The 17,515-nt window shown below is 74.1% G+C and carries 16 protein-coding genes; 9 read left to right on the forward strand and 7 right to left on the reverse strand.

Going from position 1 to position 17,515, the window contains the following annotated elements; translation table 11 throughout:
* The first annotated feature begins 336 nt into the window (after positions 1-336).
* Complete coding sequence (groL, locus tag IE245_RS24270; RefSeq protein WP_043226129.1) at positions 337-1,959, forward strand: chaperonin GroEL; 1,623 nt, start codon at positions 337-339, stop codon at positions 1,957-1,959.
* A gap of 106 nt (positions 1,960-2,065) precedes the next feature.
* On the opposite strand, the gene IE245_RS24275 is transcribed toward groL, so the two are convergent.
* A complete protein-coding gene (locus IE245_RS24275; protein ID WP_189951068.1) occupies positions 2,066-2,398 on the reverse strand; it encodes a deoxyxylulose-5-phosphate synthase in 333 nt (110 codons plus the stop codon).
* Between the two features lie 207 nt (positions 2,399-2,605).
* Between IE245_RS24275 and IE245_RS37165 the strand changes: the two genes are divergently transcribed.
* A complete protein-coding gene (locus tag IE245_RS37165; RefSeq protein WP_229851475.1) occupies positions 2,606-5,725 on the forward strand; it encodes an FG-GAP repeat domain-containing protein in 3,120 nt (1,039 codons plus the stop codon).
* 66 nt (positions 5,726-5,791) lie between these two features.
* Here IE245_RS37165 and IE245_RS24285 read toward each other — a convergent pair whose 3' ends face one another.
* The gene (locus tag IE245_RS24285) at positions 5,792-6,538 is read right to left on the reverse strand and encodes a class I SAM-dependent methyltransferase (RefSeq protein WP_189951070.1); all 747 of its coding nucleotides are present in this window, start codon (positions 6,536-6,538) and stop codon (positions 5,792-5,794) included.
* 338 nt (positions 6,539-6,876) lie between these two features.
* Here IE245_RS24285 and IE245_RS24290 point away from each other — a divergent pair, with 338 nt between their 5' ends.
* Positions 6,877-7,866: an NAD-dependent epimerase/dehydratase family protein gene (locus IE245_RS24290; protein ID WP_189951072.1), complete on the forward strand. Its 990-nt coding sequence runs from the start codon at positions 6,877-6,879 to the stop codon at positions 7,864-7,866.
* Between the two features lie 6 nt (positions 7,867-7,872).
* Here the strand turns inward: IE245_RS24290 and IE245_RS24295 are convergent, their stop codons facing one another.
* Entirely contained in the window at positions 7,873-8,598 is a 726-nt protein-coding gene (locus tag IE245_RS24295; protein WP_189951074.1) for a transporter substrate-binding domain-containing protein, read from the reverse strand.
* 306 nt (positions 8,599-8,904) lie between these two features.
* Here IE245_RS24295 and IE245_RS24300 point away from each other — a divergent pair, with 306 nt between their 5' ends.
* The 5 genes from IE245_RS24300 (at position 8,905) to IE245_RS24320 (ending at position 12,687) form a co-directional block, all read left to right on the forward strand.
* Positions 8,905-9,084, forward strand: coding sequence for a hypothetical protein (locus tag IE245_RS24300; protein WP_189951076.1), 180 nt, complete (start codon positions 8,905-8,907; stop codon positions 9,082-9,084).
* 98 nt (positions 9,085-9,182) lie between these two features.
* Positions 9,183-9,776: a MauE/DoxX family redox-associated membrane protein gene (locus tag IE245_RS24305; RefSeq protein WP_189951078.1), complete on the forward strand. Its 594-nt coding sequence runs from the start codon at positions 9,183-9,185 to the stop codon at positions 9,774-9,776.
* A 52-nt stretch (positions 9,777-9,828) separates the two neighbouring features.
* Entirely contained in the window at positions 9,829-10,368 is a 540-nt protein-coding gene (locus IE245_RS37170; RefSeq protein ID WP_229851476.1) for a TlpA family protein disulfide reductase, read from the forward strand.
* Between the two features lie 20 nt (positions 10,369-10,388).
* Positions 10,389-12,230: an ABC transporter ATP-binding protein gene (locus tag IE245_RS24315; protein WP_189951079.1), complete on the forward strand. Its 1,842-nt coding sequence runs from the start codon at positions 10,389-10,391 to the stop codon at positions 12,228-12,230.
* 1 nt (position 12,231) lies between these two features.
* Positions 12,232-12,687, forward strand: coding sequence for a S26 family signal peptidase (locus IE245_RS24320; RefSeq protein WP_229851477.1), 456 nt, complete (start codon positions 12,232-12,234; stop codon positions 12,685-12,687).
* Here the strand turns inward: IE245_RS24320 and IE245_RS24325 are convergent.
* On the reverse strand, positions 12,684-12,878 hold the full coding sequence (locus IE245_RS24325; protein WP_189951082.1) for a hypothetical protein: 195 nt from the start codon (positions 12,876-12,878) through the stop codon (positions 12,684-12,686). The genes IE245_RS24320 and IE245_RS24325 overlap by 4 nt on opposite strands.
* Before the next feature lie 120 nt (positions 12,879-12,998).
* Here IE245_RS24325 and IE245_RS24330 point away from each other — a divergent pair, with 120 nt between their 5' ends.
* Positions 12,999-13,943, forward strand: coding sequence for a helix-turn-helix transcriptional regulator (locus IE245_RS24330; RefSeq protein ID WP_189951084.1), 945 nt, complete (start codon positions 12,999-13,001; stop codon positions 13,941-13,943).
* Positions 13,944-14,003: 60 nt separating this feature from the next.
* Here the strand turns inward: IE245_RS24330 and IE245_RS24335 are convergent, their stop codons facing one another.
* The 3 genes from IE245_RS24335 to IE245_RS24345 are packed head-to-tail and all read right to left on the reverse strand — an operon-like array spanning position 14,004 to position 17,441.
* Positions 14,004-15,527, reverse strand: a complete 1,524-nt coding sequence (locus IE245_RS24335; protein ID WP_189951086.1) for a PTS transporter subunit EIIC — start codon at positions 15,525-15,527, stop codon at positions 14,004-14,006.
* A 38-nt stretch (positions 15,528-15,565) separates the two neighbouring features.
* A complete protein-coding gene (gene murQ, locus IE245_RS24340) occupies positions 15,566-16,492 on the reverse strand; it encodes an N-acetylmuramic acid 6-phosphate etherase (RefSeq protein WP_189951088.1) in 927 nt (308 codons plus the stop codon).
* A gap of 25 nt (positions 16,493-16,517) precedes the next feature.
* A complete protein-coding gene (locus tag IE245_RS24345; RefSeq protein ID WP_189951090.1) occupies positions 16,518-17,441 on the reverse strand; it encodes a MurR/RpiR family transcriptional regulator in 924 nt (307 codons plus the stop codon).
* Positions 17,442-17,515: the final 74 nt, after the last annotated feature.

Raw genomic sequence — 17,515 nt, forward strand, 5'->3', positions numbered from 1 at the left:
CCGGACGTCCGCCGTGCATCCTGCGGCCGTCCCGCCGCGCCCCGCGGCCGTCCACCCCGGCGCCCGGGGGCGCGGCCGCCGTCGACTGCCGGACGTCGCCCCCGCGCGCGGGCGGCGTGGAGCTGCCCGATCCACGAGAGTCGCTTGCACTCGCATGGGTCGAGTGCTAATCATTGGCGTTAGCACTCGGAAGGTGAGAGTGCTACGAGGATCGGGCAGACGAGGTCGCCGACCCGGGTGGGGCAAGGAACCACGCGGAACGCGGAGGCCGTCCGTCGCGGGCGTCGGCGCGGTCCTGGAGCGTTATCCACCCCATGTCCGGGAGGACCACTTCACATGGCCAAGATCATCGCGTTCGACGAGGAGGCCCGGCGCGGTCTCGAGCGCGGCATGAACCAGCTCGCTGACGCCGTCAAGGTCACCCTCGGCCCCAAGGGCCGTAACGTCGTCCTCGAGAAGAAGTGGGGCGCCCCCACGATCACCAACGATGGTGTCTCCATCGCCAAGGAGATCGAGCTCGAGGACCCGTACGAGAAGATCGGCGCCGAGCTGGTCAAGGAAGTCGCCAAGAAGACGGACGACGTCGCCGGCGACGGTACGACCACCGCCACCGTCCTCGCCCAGGCGCTCGTCCGCGAGGGCCTCCGCAACGTCGCCGCCGGCGCCAACCCGATGGCCCTCAAGCGCGGCATCGAGAAGGCCGTCGAGGCCGTCTCCGGCGCCCTGCTCGACCAGGCGAAGGAGGTCGAGACGAAGGAGCAGATCGCCTCCACCGCCTCCATCTCCGCCGCCGACACCCAGATCGGCGAGCTCATCGCCGAGGCCATGGACAAGGTCGGCAAGGAAGGCGTCATCACCGTCGAGGAGTCGCAGACCTTCGGTCTGGAGCTCGAGCTCACCGAGGGCATGCGCTTCGACAAGGGCTACATCTCGGCGTACTTCGCGACCGACATGGAGCGCATGGAGGCCTCCCTGGAGGACCCCTACCTCCTGATCGTCAACTCCAAGATCTCCTCGGTGAAGGACCTCCTCCCGCTCCTGGAGAAGGTCATGCAGTCGGGCAAGCCGCTGCTGATCATCGCCGAGGACGTCGAGGGCGAGGCCCTGTCGACCCTGGTCGTCAACAAGATCCGCGGCACCTTCCGCTCCGTCGCGGTCAAGGCCCCGGGCTTCGGCGACCGCCGCAAGGCCATGCTCCAGGACATCGCCATCCTCACCGGCGGCACGGTCATCTCCGAGGAGGTCGGCCTCAAGCTGGAGTCGGCCGGTCTCGACCTGCTGGGCCGCGCCCGCAAGGTCGTCATCACCAAGGACGAGACCACCATCGTCGACGGTGCCGGTGACAGCGAGCAGGTCGCGGGCCGCGTGAACCAGATCCGCGCCGAGATCGAGAACAGCGACTCCGACTACGACCGCGAGAAGCTCCAGGAGCGCCTCGCGAAGCTCGCCGGCGGCGTGGCGGTCATCAAGGCCGGTGCCGCGACCGAGGTCGAGCTCAAGGAGCGCAAGCACCGCATCGAGGACGCCGTGCGCAACGCCAAGGCGGCCGTCGAGGAGGGCATCGTCGCCGGCGGTGGCGTGGCCCTGCTCCAGGCCTCCAGCGTCTTCGAGAAGCTGGAGCTGGACGGCGACGAGGCCACCGGTGCCGCGATCGTCAAGCTCGCCCTGGAGGCCCCGATCAAGCAGATCGCGGTCAACGCCGGCCTCGAGGGCGGCGTCGTGGTCGAGAAGGTGCGCAACCTGACCCCGGGCCACGGCCTCAACGCCGCGACCGGCGAGTACGTCGACCTGGTCGCCGAGGGCATCATCGACCCGGCCAAGGTGACGCGCTCCGCGCTGCAGAACGCCGCGTCGATCGCCGCGCTCTTCCTCACCACCGAGGCCGTCATCGCCGACAAGCCGGAGAAGGCCGCGGCCCCGGCCGGCGGCGGCATGCCGGGCGGTGACATGGACTTCTGATCCTGAACGGATCGGTGGTTCATCGCTGACGCGAGTCGAACGCGAACGCCGAGGGCGGCACTCCCCGCGAAGGGGGGTGCCGCCCTCGGCGCGTTCCGCGCGCGTCTCAGACGACAGGCCGGACGAGCGCCTCGGCGAGCGGCTCCCCGGTCCGGCGCGCGTACGCCACCCGCGCCTTCACCTCGGAGAGCGTCCGGGGCCGATAGCCGGGCCCGCACCCCTGACAGCAGCTGGTGCGGAACCGCACGCCCGCGTGCAGCAGCACCGACAGCACCCGCCACCCCTCGGCGTCCCGCCGCCGCGGCGGCTGGAACGCGGTGCCGACCCCGGTCATCTGCTCCCCGCAGCGCGGGCATCGGTGCTCGGGCCCGTGCTCGTACCCCTGCTTGTACGAGGCGCGGCACGGCAGACAGACGTACGAACTCCTGCGGATCCCCATGGGGGCAGGGTAGGGGCGGTGTCCTCCGCTTCCCAGTGAATTCCCGCCGACTGTACGATCACGCCAGCCGGCAGGTGGGGGCATCGGGCCGGCGCCTGCGCGTGTGCCGCCGCGGCCGTCCTGTGCCGTGCCGCCGCACCGCGTACCCCTCCGCGCCCCGTCGGCATCGACGGTTTCGTATGAGCCCGTATGAGGGGAACGCCTTTCTTGTCCGTTCGAAGAGCCGTCGCGCTCGCGTCGATCGCGGCCCTGGCCGTCACCGGCCTCGCCACCACCGTCGCCCCGTCCGCCCTGGCGGCCGACACGGCGCCGTACGAGGTGACGGTCGCGCCGCTGACCGATCCGTCGAAGGCCGCCGACGGCGCCGTCGTGGGCGTGGACACCGGCGTCCAGCTGTCCAACGACGGCTACCAGGCGCGCTGGCACAGCCTCGCCGACGGGCGGATCGCCCATGCCCCGGTCTGCGACTCCTACCGCGCGTTCTCGGTCGGCGACACGGCCGTGTGCTTCGACGACGCCGACGACGCGGTCGTCCACGACTTCGCGACCGGCGTCACCGCCAGGCGGTGGGCCGGTGCCGGGACGCTGCTGCCCGTGGTCGCCGGAGGCCGGTTCGTCCATGTGCGGCCCGGCAGCGAGGGGGTCACCCTCAGCCTGCTCGGCTACGGCGAGAACGCCCCGGCCGACCGGGAGGTTTTCCTGCCCGGGGCCGCGTCGCAGCCGCTCGTCCTCGCCCACCACGGTGACGACGTGCTGCTCAGCTACCTCGTCGCCGACGCGGAGACCGCCGTCCTCCTCGACCTCGCGACCGGGGACCTCACGCCGCTGCCCACGCCGCCGGGCGCCACCGAGGTGCGCTGGGGCGCGCTCGACGCCGACCGGGTCGTCCTCGCCGGCGGGACCAGGCCCAGCGAGGTCGTCGTGCTATCCCGCGCGGACCTCGCCGCCCCCGGCCGGACGGTGACGCTGCCGCCTGCCGTGGCGGCCGCCCCGGCGCACTTCGCGACGGTCGGCGACTGGTTCGTCGTCCAGGCGGCCCTTCCCGAGGCCGCCGACGGCGGCGAGTACGCCGCCCTCCACGCCGTTCCCCTCGCCGGCGGAGAACCCCGCGACCTTGGTGTCACCGTCCGGGCCGGCGACCGGATCGTGCCCGGTCCGGGTGGCGCCGCGTATGTGACGGGCCGCGCCGGAAACGGCCCGTGGGAGGTGCGGCGTGTCGCCACCGGCGCGGAAGGAGTGCCCGTCACGACGCGGGCCCTGCCCTTCGGCGCGCCGCTCGCGCGCGAAAACGTCTCCCTGTCCCAGGGGCGGGTCGTGAGCGGGACGGCCACCCCCGGCGGCGGCTCCCTCCTCCAGGGCCACGACCTCGCGCTCACGGGGACGCACCGGGCCACGGCCGCGTGGAGCTGCGCCCCCACGTCGACGGCCGCCGCCTGCCCGCCGGCCCACATCTCCGGCACCGGGGGACGCCCGTGGGCGGACACGGGCGACGGGCGTCTGGTCGTGCTGGACGCGGTGGACCGGGCCGCCTCCGGCACGCAGACCGCCTGCCGGAACTGCGCCGTCGTGGCGCGGGTGACCACCCCGGGCGCGGGCGGTGCCGTCCGCGCCACGACGATCCGCGCCGCGTACGCGATGGAACCGCTCCGCGTCGTCGGAGCCTCCGGACGATACGTCCATTTCCTCGCGTACGCCGGTGGCGCCACCCACTCGATCGTCGCCGACATCGAGACGGGCGCGGTGCTCCGGGACTCGACGAACGAGAACCAGTCCCTGTGGGGCGGCCAGTTGTGGACGATGTCCGCGACGGACGGGAAGGCCACCGCGGTCGACGTGCGCACCGGTGCGGCGGTCGCGACCGTCGACCTCGGCACGAGCTGCCGCTTCACCGGCCTGGAGGTCGTCGGCAGGTGGGTCTCCGCGCGGTGCGCGACCGGCACCGGCTCCGTGGTGGTCCACGACCGCGAGAAGCACGTCTCGGTCTGGGCCCGCGTCCCGTACGACGCGCCGCTCCACCTGGGCGACGGGTTCCTGGCCGTCGACGTCGCGGACGGTACGCCGTCCCTGTGGGCGGTCGACTTCCGGAGCGGCGACGACGAGTGGACGGAACTCGGTGTCCTTCCCTACGACGGGGAGGAGTACGACGGCCGGTGGTGGGCGCTCGACCGGTTCGGCGGAGGCGTGTCCTTCATCGACCGGACGCAGGCGATCCGCGTCACCGGTCTCGGCGGTGCCACCAGCCGGCTCGCCGCCATCGACGCCGACACCCCCGCCGCGAACATCAAGTCGGGTGCGTGGAAGCCGCGTTGGTGGCTGTCGAAGCCGGGTGCCTCCTGGACGCTGACGCTGAGGCACAAGGTGACCGGGAAGACCGTGCGGACGCTGACCGGCGGGGAGGCGCGCGGGATCGTGGCGCCCTCGTGGGACGGCAAGGACGCGGCAGGGAAGTACGTGCCGAACGGGGCGTACACCTGGTCGCTGGCGGTGAGGCCGGCCGACGGGCAGGGCGCGGACCTGGTCCTCTCCGGGGCCGTGGCCGTCTCCGGCGCCGGTGCCGTGTGGCGGGACATGGCCGGGGACGACGGGTTCGGCGACCTGCTGGCGATGGACACGGCCGGCGCGATGTCCATGTACCGGGGCACGGGAACGGGCGCGGTGTCGGCCCGGATCGCCGGCTCGGGGACGGCGTTCCCCACCGCGTCGCCGCTCGTGCCGGTCGGGGACGTGAACGGGGACCGCTGTGCCGACGTGCTGGTGCGGGTCGGCGACCAGCTGCGCGCGTACCGGCCCGGCTGCGGGAAGGTCCTCACGGCCTCGTCGCCGTACACGCCGGTCGGTTCGGGCTGGGGGCAGTACGACCAGCTGACGTCTCCGGGCGACGTGAACGGCGACGGGTACGTCGACCTGATCGCCCGGCAGGCGTCCACCGGTGACATGTACTTCTACGCCGGGACCGCCACGCACGCCGTGAAGGCGCGGGTGCGGATCGGGACCAACTGGAAGCTTTACAAGCGCGTTGTCGGGGCCGGTGACCTGAACGGCGACGGGCGCGGCGACCTTCTCGGGGTCGACGCGGCCGGCGTCCTGTGGCGGTACTACGGGACCGCGACCGGCGGGGTCACCGCGCGGGCGCAGGTGGGCGGCGGCTGGGGCGTGTACTCGGCCCTCGTCGGCGTCGGCGACCTGTCCGGGGACGGGCGGGCCGACCTGGTGGCGCGCACGACGGACGGGAAGCTGTACCGGTACGCGTCCAACGGCGCGGGGAACTTCGGCGGCCGGGTGCTGATCGGCAGCGGCGGCTGGAACACCTTCAAGGCGCTGTTCTAGCGGCGGCGGACGAAGAGGGGGAGGCCCGGGGCGTCGTGCCCCGGGCCTCCCCCGTTTTCTCCGCCGTCACGGCTCGCGGCGGAAGAGGGCCGTCCAGAGGAAGCTCGCGCCGAAGCGGGGGGATTCCACGGGTTCGGCGCGCATGCGGCGGACCTCCAGGGGGGTCAGGTCCGCGAAGACGGCGCGGAGGTCGGTGTCGGTGTAGGCGAGGCCGCCTTCCAGGGCGCCCGCCCGGTAGAAGTCGGCGTCGTCCCGTTCCGAGCCCATGCCGCCCTCGCCGGCCGCGAAGGCGGTCAGCGCGAACGTGCCGCCGGGGGCGAGGACGCGGTCCAGGAGGGCGAGGTAGCTGACGCGGCGGTGCGGCGGGAGGTGGTGGAAGCAGCCGGAGTCGTACACGAGGTCGTAGGGGCCCTCGACGGTGCCGGGGGCGAAGGCGTCGCTGCGGCGGAAGCGGACGCCCGTCGCGCCGGCCTCCCGGGCGCGCTCCTCCGCCCAGCGGACGGCGGTCGCGGAGAGGTCGACGGCGTCCACCCGGTAGCCCAGCGAGGCCAGGTGGAGGGAGTTGCGGCCGGGCCCGCAGCCCAGGTCGAGCGCCCGCCCGCCTCCCTGGAGCAGGCCTCGGTCGGCGTACGACACCAGGTTCTCGTCCGGCTTCGGGACGAAGAACGGCACGGGCCGGTCGCGGTCCGCGTAGAAGCCGTCCCACCAGTCCGCCCCGCCCTCCGTCCACCGGTCGGCGCCGGGCGCGAACAGCCCGTCCAGCAGCACCAGTACGTCCTCGACCGTGCGGATGCCGCGGTCCGTCCCTGCCATGTGGATCTCCCCTCGACGTGATGTCCAGGGTAGGGGGCCGGGGGGTGAATGCCCAGGTCGGAGCGGGTGTGAGGGGTGCGGGCCGAGGGCGTGTGCGGGGTCGGGAAGGGCTGCTGGAGGGGGCGTGGGGCCGGACCGCGCGCGGCGCCCGAAGGGGGCTTCCCGGGGGGCTCGGAGGGCGGGAAGGGGGCCCGGGGCGGCGGGCCGAGGCGGGTTTTCGGGGGTGTCCGCGGGCGGGGCCGGGGCGGTCGGGTTCCCGGTGTTCGCCGTCGGCGCATTCGGTGTGCCGACGGCGAACCCGCCCCTGCGGGGCGGGTGTTCGGCGGTCGACTGGGCTCATGGACATTCTGGTGCTGGGCGGGACCGCTTGGGTGGGCCGTGAGGTGTCGCGGCGGGCGTTGGAGCGGGGGCACGCGGTGACGTGTCTCGCGCGCGGGGAGAGCGGGGAGGTGGCCGAGGGGGCCGAGCTGGTCGTCGCGGACCGGCGGGAGCCGGGGGCGTACGACGGGTTGGCCGGGCGGGAGTGGGACGCCGTGGTCGAGGTGTCGTGGCAGCCGGGGTTCGTGAAGGGGGCGCTCGCGGCGCTCGGGGAGCGGGCCCGGCACTGGACGTACGTGTCGTCGGGGAACGTGTACGCCTCGCACGCCGAGATCGGGGCCGACGAGTCCGCCGCGCTGCTGCCGCCGACCGAACGCGACGAGGTGGACCGGGAGTCGTACGGGGAGGCGAAGGCGGCCTGCGAGCTCGCGTCCGCCGCCGCCGTCGGGGACCGGCTGCTGGTCGCCCGGGCCGGACTCATCGGCGGGCCCGGTGACGTCAGCGGCCGCACCGGCTACTGGGCCGCCCGGGCCGCCCGGGATCCTGAGGCGCCGCTGCTGGTGCCGGACGAGCCCGGGCTGCCCACCCGCGTCGTCGACGTGCGGGACCTCGTCGACTGGATCCTCGACTCGGCCGGGAAGGGGCTGACCGGGGCGTACGACGCGGTGGGGCCGAACGTGCCCCTCGGCGAGTGGATCGAGCTGTCCCGCGCGGCCGCCGGTCACCGCGGGCCCGTGGTGCGCGCCGGGTCGGCCTGGCTCCTGGAGCAGGGCGTGGCGGAGTTCATGGGGCCCGAGTCGCTGCCGCTGTGGATCGTGGCGGAGGACTGGAGCGGCTTCCAGGCGCGTTCCGGCGCCGCGGCGGCCGCCGCCGGGCTCCGCCGGCGGCCGCGTGCGGAGCTGATCGCCGACACCCTCGCCTGGGAGCGGGAGCAGGGCCTCGACCGGGAGCGGCGGGCCGGCCTCAGCGTGGAGCGGGAGGCCGAACTGCTGGGGTTGCTGGGGGAGTAGGGCCGCTCACGGCGCCACCAGGGCCGGGTCCTGGTGGGAGCGGCGCAGCGCGTCGGTGACGAAGCCGTTCTTCTTCAGCTCCTCGACGAGGGCGGTGAGGTAGGCGATCGTCTCCGGGGCCCTGCTCCTCGTGGTGCCGACGGCCTGGCGGATCTCCATGAAGCGGCCGTCGATCAGGCGGACTTCGGGGTGGGCGGCGACGTACGCGGCCATGGGCTGGCGGATGCCGGCGCCGGCCTCCAGGTCCAGGGTGCGGAAGACGTCGATGCCCTCCGCGCCGCGGACGACGGTCGCGCGGGTGAGGGTGCGGGTGAGGTGGAGGTCGTAGGCCGAGCCCTGCTTGACGCCGACGCGGACGCCGGGCGCGTCCACGTCCTCGACGGTGACGAGGGGCGAGTCGCGGAGGACCGCGTACACGCCCTCGATGACGACGTACGGGGAGGTGAAGGCGACCTCCTTCTCGCGCGCGGGGTCGACGGCGAGGAAGCAGAGGTCGGCGCGGCCGTCGGCCATCGCCTCGAACGACTTGCGCGCCGCGTCGAAGCAGAGCGTCTCGACGGGGAGCGCGAGACGCCGGCCGATCTCGGCGGCGAGGTCGACCGTGATGCCGGCGGGTGCCTCCGGCGTGCCCTGGGCGAGCACCGGGTTCCCGAGGTTGACGGAGGCCCGCAGGGTGCCGGTGGGGGCGAGGTCGGCGGCGATCGCGGCGAGGTCGTGGTGCGTGGTCGTCATGGTTGCGGAGTCTAGGGCGGTGTCGGCTTCCGTCGGGGCATCTGGTTCCGGCCAGGCGCACGTGCTTTCGGAAGATCGAATTCCATATGGGGGTGGTCGTTCCGGATGGCTGGTTCTTTTCTCCTGCCGCTCTGACCTCGTGATTTCCGGTCGTGGTTCCTGTGCGACGACGAAGATCGGAGTTGGTCTAGACATGTATTCCGGGAGCCGGGTAAATTGCGGGACGCGAGTTCTCGTGAACGTTTGCACGACCCGAAAATCCGTCTCCACTATGTGAGGGATCCTATGGTCAAGGCAATTGTCGGCATGGCGGACCGCCTTCTCGGACGCGTTCTCCGCGAGGAGAGCGCCGAGGCGTACTGCGCCTGCCCCGCGGGCGGCAGCAGCTGGTGCTCCGGCTCCACGCTCTACGTCAAGGTCTGCTGTTCCTGGAACTGCGCGGCGGCGCCCACCTGCGTCACCAAGTCGTACCCGGGCGACTGCTGACCGCCTCCCGCACCCCTCGGTGAACCCCCCTCCCCGGCGCCGCCCCGCGCGGCCCGGGGAGGAGGGCCCCGGCCGGACCGGACGACGGAGGAACGACCGTGACCGACCCCCTGATCCTCGCCTTCCGCTGCGTCGTCGCCGTCGTCCTCGCGGCCTCCGCGCTGGGCAAGGCGCGCGCCCCCGGCACGTTCCGCACGAGCGTCCGCGAGATGCGGATCGTGCCGCTGCGGGCACTCGGCCCGGTCGCCCTCGCCGTGCCCGTCCTGGAGGCGCTGCTCGCCGTCGCCGTCTGGGTGCCGGCCCTCACCACCTGGGCGTTCGCCCTCTCCTTCGGGCTGATCGCGGTCTTCACCGCGGCCCTCGCCTCCGTCCTCCGCCGGGGGATCGACACCTCCTGCTCGTGCTTCGGCGCCTCCCGGACCCGGGTCGGGCCCGCCCACCTCGTCCGCAACGCCGCCCTCCTGGCGGCGACCGCCACCGGCTTCGCCGCCTCGCTCGCCGCGGGCGGCCCGGGACCCGTCCCGGTGGCCGGCTCCCTCGACCCCGCCGGCGTCCTCGTCAGCCTGCTCGGCGCGGTCTGCGTGAGCGCGCTCGTCCTCTCCACCGACCTGCTCGCCGCCGTCTTCTCGGGAACCGGCCCCGCGGAAGCCGGCGGAGCCGGTTCCCGCGGGGCCGGCCGGCGGAGCTCCTGACCGTCCGACCGCCCCCTCCGCATCCGCCGCGAACCCAAGCGAGGCCCTTCCCATGCTCGTCGCCGCCGTCGTGCTGATCGGCTGTCTCTCCGTCTTCAACCTCTTCCTGCTGCTCGCCCTCGCGCGCCGCACCTCCGGATCCGCCGGCAATTCCGGCGCATACGTCTCCGACGCCCCGGAGAACACCCTTCCCGACGGTTCTCCCGTTCCCGAATTCCACGCCCACGCGCATTCCGGAGAAGAGATCGACCGGAATTCCGTCGCGAACGGATCCGTCATCGGATTCCTCTCCACCACCTGCACCCCCTGCGTCGAGCAGGCGCCGGAATTCGCCGCCATGGCGAAGGAATTCCCGGGTGGCCGGGACCATGTGCTCGTCTTCCTCAAGGGCGGCGGCCCCGAACGGCAGCGGATGATCGAGCTGCTCGACCCGGTCGCCCGCGTCGTCACCGAGGCCGCCGGCACCGGGGGTGCCTCCGCCTCCTTCGGCATCGTCCGCTGGCCCAGCTACCTCGACGTCGACGCCGAGGGCCGGATCAGCGACCGAGGTCAGGTCGCCCCCGCCGCCCCGACGGCCTCCGCCTCCCGGTGACGCGCCGGCCGAGGACGGACGTGCTCGGCGCCGGGCGGACCGCCGCGGCGCTCGCCTGGCGGGCCGGCCGCGGCACGCTCCTGCTCTATCTGGCGGGGAGCGTCGTCGCGGGGCTGCTGCCCACCGCCGCCGCGCTCCTCGTCCGCGAGCTCTTCGACGCCATCGCCCAGCACCGGCCCACGGACGCCCTCGTCCGCGTCGCCGCCCTCCTGGTGGGCGTCAGCCTCGGCATCGCGCTCGTCCCCGCCGTCACCGACTTCCTCCGCGAACAGCACGCCCGCAGGGTCCAACTCCGCGTGCAGGACGAGCTGTTCGAGGGCGTCAACCGGCTGCCCGGACTGCGGCACTTCGAGGACCCGGCCTTCCAGGACGAGCTGCGGCTCGCCCAGGAGGCCGGCTCCTCCGCTCCCGGCATGCTGATCGGCTCGGTCGTGGGCGGCGTGCAGGCGCTGGTGACCTTCCTCGGCTTCCTGATCACCGTCTGCGTCCTCAACCCGCTGCTCGGCGCGCTCACCGTCGTCATGGCCCTGCCGACCTTCCGGACCCAGCTCACCGCCGGCCGCCGCCGCGCCGCCGTCATCCGGGACATCGTGGCGCGCAGCCGCCGCCAGATGTTCTACGCGAGCCTGCTCACCGACACCGACGCGGTGAAGGAGATCCGGCTCTTCGGGCTCCAGGACCACTTCAAGGACCGGGCCCGGGCCGAACTCGCCGCCGCCTCCGAGGCCGAGCGGCGCACCGAACTCCGCAACCTCCTCAGGGGCGTCGGGCCGTCCGTGCTCGGCGTCGCCGTCTACGGCGCCGGCCTCGTCTGGGTCGTCGGCGCCGTCGGCGCCGGGACGCTCTCCGTCGGCGACGTCTCCGTCTTCCTCGCCGCCACCGCCGCCATCCAGACCGGCGTCGGCCAGCTGGCCGGCACCGGCAGCAACGCCTACCAGGCCCTCCTCACCTTCGTCTCCTACCGGGCCCTGCGGCACCGCGCCCCCGACCTGCGGCAGCTGGACGGGCCCGCCGAGGAGCCGCGCCCGCTGCGCTCCTCGATCACCTTCGAGAACGTCTGGTTCCGGTACGACGACTCCTCGCCGTGGGTGCTGCGCGGGGTGGACCTGACGCTCACCGCCGGCGCGGCGACCGCGCTCGTCGGACTGAACGGCGCCGGCAAGAGCACCCTGGTGAAGCTGCTGTGCCGGCTCTACGACCCGACCGAGGGCCGGATCCTGTGGGACGGCACCGACATCCGCCGCTTCACCCCGGACGAGTACCGCCGCCGGATCGGCGTCGTCTTCCAGGACTACGGCCGCTACGACCTCACCGCCGGCGAGAACGTCGGCCTCGGCCGGCTCGACCGGGCCGGCGACAGCGGCGCCGTCACCGCGGCGGCGCGGGCCGCGGGCGTCCACGACCGGCTCACCCGGCTGCCCGCCGGATACGCCACCCTCCTCAGCCGGATCTTCGTCCCGGACGCGGAGCAGGGCGGCCCCGGACCGTCCTTCGCCGGCCAGTCGCTCTCCGGCGGCGAGTGGCAACGGGTCGCGGTGGCAAGGGCGTTCATGCGCGCCGACGCCGACCTGCTGATCCTGGACGAGCCCAGCGCCGGCTTGGACGCGGAGGCCGAGAAGGAGATCCACGACAGCCTGCGCACCCTGCGGGACGGCGCGACCGGCGTGGTGATCTCGCACCGGCTCGGTGCCGTCCGCGACGCCGACCGCATCGTCGTCCTCGGCGACGGCCGGGTCGTCGAGGAGGGCACGCACGGGACGCTGATGGAGCGCGGCGGCCGGTACGCGGAGCTGTTCACGCTCCAGGCCGACGGCTACCGTACCGACGCGCCGGGCGCGGTGCCGGTGTCCCGAGGAGGGTGACGTGTACGTGTACGTGTTCCTGGGCGGCGCCGCCGGACTGGCCCTGCTCCTGGTCGTGCTGCGCCGCTTCCTCTCCCGGCTCCGGATCAACGGGCCGAGCATGATGCCGGCGCTGCGGGACGGCCAGCGGGTCCTCGTCGTCCGTACCGGCGCGGCCCGGCTGCGCACCGGCCGGATCGTCGTCGTCGCCCCGCCCGAGGGCCTCGTCCGCCCCCGCCCGGGCGCCGGCCCGGCGGTCCGGCCGCCGCTGGTGGTGAAGCGGGTCGCCGCGCTGGCCGGGGAACCGGTCCCGCCCGAGGTGTGCGCCGCCGCCGGCGTCCCCGAGGGCGCGCTCGTCCCGCCCGGCCGGATCGCCCTCCTCGGCGACAACCCCGCCTTCAGCACCGACTCCCGCTTCTGGGGCCTGCTGCCGGTGACCAGCGTCGTCGGCGTCGTCGTCGAACGGGCGGCTGTCTAGCGGGCCTTCGCGATCCGGTGCACGACGGCCAGGACGGCGGCCAGCAGGACCGCGCCGCCGCCGTAACGGATGCCGTCGGGGGCGTCCCCGGTGACCAGGACGATCTCGGCGCAGGCGAGGGCGGCGAGGAGGGAGAGCGGGGCGGCCGGGCGCCTCCGCGGAGTGACGCGGCCGGGAGGGGTGGGGGACATGGGGCTCCTTTCCTGATGCGGAAGACTCTGCCGTGACGCGGGGGCCGGCGGAGGGCCGCCCGCGCGCAGCTTGCTGCAGGCCGGTGTTCCGGATGCTGCACCGCGGACAAGGGGGAGCGGGTGGGGAAGGTGCTCTCGTTCCTCGGGGTGACCGGGGAAGAGGAGGAGGCCTACCGGGCACTGCTCCGCCGCGACCCCGGCCCGGGCCCCGCCGCGGAGGCGGTCGCCCGGCTGCTGGTGCTCGGGCTGGCCGCCGGGGGCGCGGACGGAGAGGTACGGGCCGTCCCGCCGGCGCGTGCCGTCGACGCCCTCGTGGAGCGGCGGCTGCGCACCGTGCGGGAGGAGCTGGAGGCCGAGGCCGCGCGGCGCGCGGTCGTCGAGACGCTCTTCGAGGAGACCCGGCCCGCGTCGCCGCCGGCCGGAGCCGGGACGATCGTCACCCTGCACGGCATCGACGCCGTCCGCGAGGCCATCGACGAGCTGACGTTCTTCGCCCGCGCCGAGGACCTGACCACCGAGCCCACCGGGGTCCTCACCGAGGAGTCCATCGCCTTCTCGCACCCCATCAACATGCGGCTGCTGCGGCGCGGGGTGCGGCTGCGGACCCTGATGGGCGCGGGACTGCTCCGGGACCGGGCCACGCTCGCGTACATGCGGGAGCTGGTCGCGCACGGCGCCCGGGTGCGGGTCGCGCGGCAGCCGGTCGAGCGGATGATCGTCGTCGACCGCTCGGCGGCGCTCACCCCGATCGACCCGGCCCACACCGCGCGGGGCGCCCTCCTGGTGCGCGAGCCGGGCCTGGTGGCGACCCTCGTCGCCCTCTTCGAGCGGATGTGGGAGGCGGCGGAGGAACTTCCCGGCGAGGACGCCGGACTGCCGTCGGACGTGGAGCGGTCGGTCCTGGCGATGCTGCGGGAGGCCGACAAGGACGAGACGGCGGCGCGGCGCCTCGGCATGTCCGTGCGCACCTACCGGAAGCACCTGGCCGCGGTCACCCGCCGCCTGGGTGCCGCGAACCGGGTGGAGGCGGCGCTCCTCGCGCACGAGAAGGGCTGGCTGGACTGACGCCCGGGGCCCCGCGCCCGCGCCGCCCCCGGAGCCGTACGGAAGGCTAGTGACGAGGCGTCAGGTCTGCGCGGGCTCCGGCTCGGGCTCGGGGTCACGGCCGACGGCTCCCGGGTCGACGGCTCCCGGGCCGGCGGCCACCGGCGCGGAGGCCGCCACCGCCTCCGTGTCCACGTCGAACTCCTCGATCAGCTCGCGGCTGAAGCCCCAGAAGTAGGTGGCGGCGAAGCCGACGAGGTAGCCGACGATCAGGCCGCCCGCGTAGATCGCGAGGGTCGTGCCGAGGCCCTTGTCGCCGTCGAGGAGCGGGAAGAGCGCCCAGCCGGACGGGCCGATCGCGGTGGAACCGACCTTGTCGCCCAGCATGCTGAAGAGGCCGACGAAGCCGCCGCCGAACGCGCCGCCGACGCAGGCCGTGACGAAGGGGCGGCCCAGGGGCAGGGAGACGCCGTAGATGAGCGGTTCGCCGACGCCGAGGAAACCGGCCGGGAGGGCGGACCTGATGGTGCGGCGGAGGGAGCCGTTGCGCGGCAGCTTCAGGTAGACGGCCATGGCCGCGCCGACCTGGCCCGCGCCCGCCATCGCCAGGATCGGGAGGAGGACGGTGTAGCCCTGCTGCTCGATGAGGGTGGTGTGGATGGGGATGAGGGCCTGGTGGAGGCCGAGCATCACCAGCGGCAGGAAGAGGCCGCCGAGGAGGAAGCCGGCGCCGGCGCCCGCGTTCTCCAGGAGCCAGTCGGCGAAGTCGCCGATGGCCCCCGACACCTCGCCCGCGACGAACATCAGGCCGTAGATCGTGACGAGGCCCGAGACGAGCACGGTGAGCGTCGGGGTGACCAGGACGTCCAGGGCCTCCGGCACCCGGCGGCGGCACCACTTCTCCACGTACACGGCGAGGACGGCCGCGCCGAGCGCGCCGAGGACCCCGCCCTGGCCGGGGGAGAGGGTCTGGCCGAAGACCTCGACCTTGGCGACGCCCGCGTAGACGATGATGGCGGCGACCGCGCCGCCGAGGATCGGCGTGCCGCCGAACTCCTTGGCGGTGTTGTAACCGACGAAGACCGCGATGAGCGCCATGAAGCCGCTGGCGATGGCGGCGAGCGCCGGGGTGACGCCGGGCAGCCAGCCGAGGTTGACCAGCAGGCCGTTGAGACCGGCGATGATGCCGCAGCCGATGAGGGCGGGGATCAGCGGGACGAAGATGTTCGCGATCTTCCGGAGGAAGAGCTTGAACGGGGTCGCGTTCTTCGCCTTGCGGGCCGCCTTGAGGGCGGCGCCCCGGTCGGCCGGCTCCTCGGCGGAGCGCGCGGGGGCCTCCGCGGCGCCCGCGGCCACCAGGGCCTCGAACTCGGGGGTGACGCGGGCGACCGTGCCCGGACCGAGGACGATCTGGTACGTGTCGTCCTCCACCACGCCCATCACGGACGGCAGGGCCTTGAGGGCCTCGTCCCGGACGAGCGAGCGGTCGCGCAGGCCCAGCCGGAGGCGGGTCATGCAGTGGGCGACGGAGGAGATGTTCCCGGCGCCGCCGACGAGGGGGAGGATCGCGGCGGCGATGGCGCGGTTCTTGTCGTCTGTGCTCATGGTGCGGTGGTGCCTTCGGTACGGGGGCGGGGGGCGGCTCAGGGGGTCGCGTGCAGCGCCGCGCGCAGATGGCCGTGGGACTCCTCCAGGCGGCGGGCCGCGGTGGCGGCGTCGACGTCGGCGAGGAGGATCAGGATGGCGTTCTTCACCTCGCCCTCGGCGGCGGTGAGCGCGGCCTCGATCTGCTCGTCGGGGGCGCCGGTCGCGAGTGCGACGATGCGGCGCGAGCGGGCCCGGAGCTTCTCGTTGGAGGCGCGGACGTCGACCATGAGGTTCCCGTAGGTCTTGCCCAGCCGGATCATGGTGATCGTCGAGATCATGTTGAGGACGAGCTTCTGGGCCGTGCCGGCCTTCAACCGGGTGGAGCCGGTGAGGAGTTCGGGGCCGGGGACGACCTCGATGCCGTGCTCGGCGGCCGCGGCGAGGGCGCTGTCCGCGTTGCAGGAGAGCCCGATGGTGAGCGCGCCGAGGCTCCGGGCGTGCTCGACGGCACCGATGGCGTACGGGGTGCGGCCGGAGGCGGAGATGCCGACGACGGTGTCGTCGGGGCCGACGCCGAGCGCGTCGAGGTCGGCGGCGGCCAGCTCCTTGGAGTCCTCGGCGCCCTCGACGGCCTGGACCATGGCGGAGGGGCCGCCGGCGATCAGGCCGACGACCTGGGAGGGGGCGGTGTTGAAGGTGGGCGGGCACTCGCTGGCGTCGAGGACGCCGAGCCGCCCGGCGGTGCCGGCGCCCAGATAGAGGAGGCGTCCGCCGCGGGCCATCCGCTCGGCGGTGGCGTCGATGGCGGCGGCGATGGCGGGGAGCTCGCGGGCGACGGCGGCGGGGACGGACTGGTCCTCGCCGTTCATGGTGCGGGCGATCTCCAGGGTGGACAGCCGGTCGATCTCGGCCAGTTCGGGGCGGAACGCCTCGGTGGTGAGGGTGGCCAGCTGGGCGCGGAGCTCGGAGTACGTGGTGGACACGGGCCGCTCTTTCGTGGTCGTCGGGTCAGCGGGTGGTGGTCCGGGGCGAGTGCCGGTGGGCGAGGGCTTCGTAGGAGGCCGCGAGGGCGGGGGCCGCGGTCTCGTACGTGCGCTGCGTGATGACGGTGAACAGGCAGTCCACGACCAGGAGTTGACTGGTGCGGGACGACATGGCGGCCGGCCGGAGCTCGCTCTCGCGGGCGGTGGAGGTGGTCAGCACGTGATCGGCGTACTGGCTGACGGGGCCGTCGGGGCGGCCGGTGACCGCGACCGTGGTGGCGCCGTGCTCGAAGGCCACCCGGAGCGGTTCTATGACGTCGCCGGTGGAGCCGGAGTGGGTGATCGCGAGGGCGACGTCGCCGGGGCGGAGCTGCACGGCGTTGGTGACGGCGAGGTGCGGGTCGCTGTGGGCGTGGGCGATCAGCCCGATCCGCAGCAGCTTCTGCGCGAGGTCCTGGGCGACGAGGCCGGAGGCGCCGACGCCGTACACGTCGATCCGGCGGGCGCCGGCGCAGGCGGCGGCGACGGCGCCGAGCTGTGCGGTGTCGAGACCGGCGGCGGTGTCGGCGAGGGTCTGCCGCTCGTCGTGGGCGAGCTTGGCGACGACGTCGGCGACCGGGTCGTCGACGGCGATGTCGGCGGTGACGGAGGGCGCGCGCCCCGACTGCTGCTGGGCGGCGAGCCCGGCGAGCGCGAGCCGCAGGTCGCGGTAGCCCGGGTAGCCGAGGATCCGCGCGGTGCGGACCACGGTGGCCTCGCTGGTGCCGGTCAGCTCGGCGAGACCGGTGACCGTGAGGGCGGCGCACCCGGCGGGGTCCCCGGCGACGGCCTCGGCGACCCGCTGCATGGAACGGGTCATGGAGGGGGCGAGGGTCCGCACCTTGGCGGCGAGGGCGGCGGGGGCGGGCGGCGCCTCCCCGCTGAAAGTTTCCTTCACATCATTGGTCACGCTTGAAAGATACTTTCATGGGGCGGTGCGGACAAGACCCCGTACGTCCCGGATGACGAGGGGGCCTTCGCCCT

Origin of the sequence: Streptomyces roseolus, assembly GCF_014649855.1 — a bacterium.
Taxonomy (GTDB): domain Bacteria; phylum Actinomycetota; class Actinomycetes; order Streptomycetales; family Streptomycetaceae; genus Streptomyces; species Streptomyces roseolus.

Bases quoted from the DNA above. Each gene is read 5' to 3' on its own strand.
- IE245_RS24325 (WP_189951082.1), bottom strand. From the start codon at position 12,878: ATGTCCCCCACCCCTCCCGGCCGCGTCACTCCGCGGAGGCGCCCGGCC.
- IE245_RS37170 (WP_229851476.1), top strand. From the start codon at position 9,829: ATGCTCGTCGCCGCCGTCGTGCTGATCGGCTGTCTCTCCGTCTTCAAC.
- IE245_RS24335 (WP_189951086.1), bottom strand. From the start codon at position 15,527: ATGAGCACAGACGACAAGAACCGCGCCATCGCCGCCGCGATCCTCCCC.
- groL (WP_043226129.1), top strand. From the start codon at position 337: ATGGCCAAGATCATCGCGTTCGACGAGGAGGCCCGGCGCGGTCTCGAG.
- IE245_RS24300 (WP_189951076.1), top strand. From the start codon at position 8,905: ATGGCGGACCGCCTTCTCGGACGCGTTCTCCGCGAGGAGAGCGCCGAG.
- IE245_RS24290 (WP_189951072.1), top strand. From the start codon at position 6,877: ATGGACATTCTGGTGCTGGGCGGGACCGCTTGGGTGGGCCGTGAGGTG.
- IE245_RS24275 (WP_189951068.1), bottom strand. From the start codon at position 2,398: ATGGGGATCCGCAGGAGTTCGTACGTCTGTCTGCCGTGCCGCGCCTCG.
- IE245_RS24295 (WP_189951074.1), bottom strand. From the start codon at position 8,598: ATGACGACCACGCACCACGACCTCGCCGCGATCGCCGCCGACCTCGCC.
- IE245_RS24285 (WP_189951070.1), bottom strand. From the start codon at position 6,538: ATGGCAGGGACGGACCGCGGCATCCGCACGGTCGAGGACGTACTGGTG.